The sequence below is a fragment of the Oleiphilus sp. HI0067 genome (assembly GCF_001635735.1).
In genome coordinates this window covers 1-806 of sequence record NZ_LWFI01000031.1, presented here as the reverse complement: position 1 = coordinate 806, position 806 = coordinate 1, and the positions used below count along the sequence as shown (strand labels likewise).

The 806-nt window shown below is 45.3% G+C and carries 2 protein-coding genes; one reads left to right on the top strand and one right to left on the bottom strand.

Features of this window, described 5'->3' with window-relative positions; all coding sequences use genetic code 11:
- The first annotated feature begins 3 nt into the window (after positions 1–3).
- Positions 4–108, top strand: coding sequence for a HopJ type III effector protein (locus tag A3739_RS00670; RefSeq protein ID WP_369821068.1), 105 nt, complete (start codon positions 4–6; stop codon positions 106–108).
- Here A3739_RS00670 and A3739_RS00665 read toward each other — a convergent pair.
- Positions 105–806: GGDEF domain-containing protein (locus A3739_RS00665; protein WP_231876966.1), on the bottom strand; the 702-nt coding region annotated here is incomplete at its 5' end. The two genes, A3739_RS00670 and A3739_RS00665, sit on opposite strands and share 4 nt — an antisense overlap.

Sequence of the window (806 nt, the reverse complement as noted above, 5' to 3'; positions counted from 1 at the left end):
GACGTGCTCGAAAACCCAGAAGGGACTGATCACCAAAATATTCGAAACTTTATCGAATTTGGCTGGGAAGGCGTAGCGTTCGAAGGCGAAAGCTTAAGCGCCGCTTAAGACGCTTTTTTGATAATAGGGCGAGTACAGTTTCGCCCTTCTTCTTTTGCTTCGTACAAACTGATATCTGCCGCTTTAAGAAGCCCAGAAAAGCCTGACGAGAACTTAGTTGAAGCTAAACCACAGCTAATCGAAACCTTCACGCGACGCGAAGAATACATAAATCGCTCTTGCTCAATAGATTCACGAATCCGTTCGATCAATTGATACGCTTGTTCAATACTCGTATTCGGCAGTAAAACAATAAACTCTTCTCCGCCCCACCGCGCGACGCTATCACTTCCTCGAACTGTGGCTTGCAATTTTTCTGCTAGCTGCACCAGTACTTGATCGCCAACATCATGGCCAAAGCGATCGTTTATCTTTTTGAAGTAATCAACGTCACAGATAACGATACTAAATTCCTGCCCTTCTCGTTGAGAACGAATCAGTTCGCTATCGATACGTTCAGAAACGCCACGACGATTCAGCAATCCTGTCAGTTCGTCTGTTCTCGCTAGATCCTCTAAAGCTTTACTCACCTTCGAATGCGCTAAAGCAGCTGACACTCTAGCCCTCTCCATGGTGTACGCCATGATCGTGACAAACATCATTGAGCCAATGAAACGCATCTTCGTATTACTGTTGTATACCAACTCTAGGCCGAACATACCTGGCAGAAATAGGATAAACACCGATGCTGTTAAAATAGCGGCAAG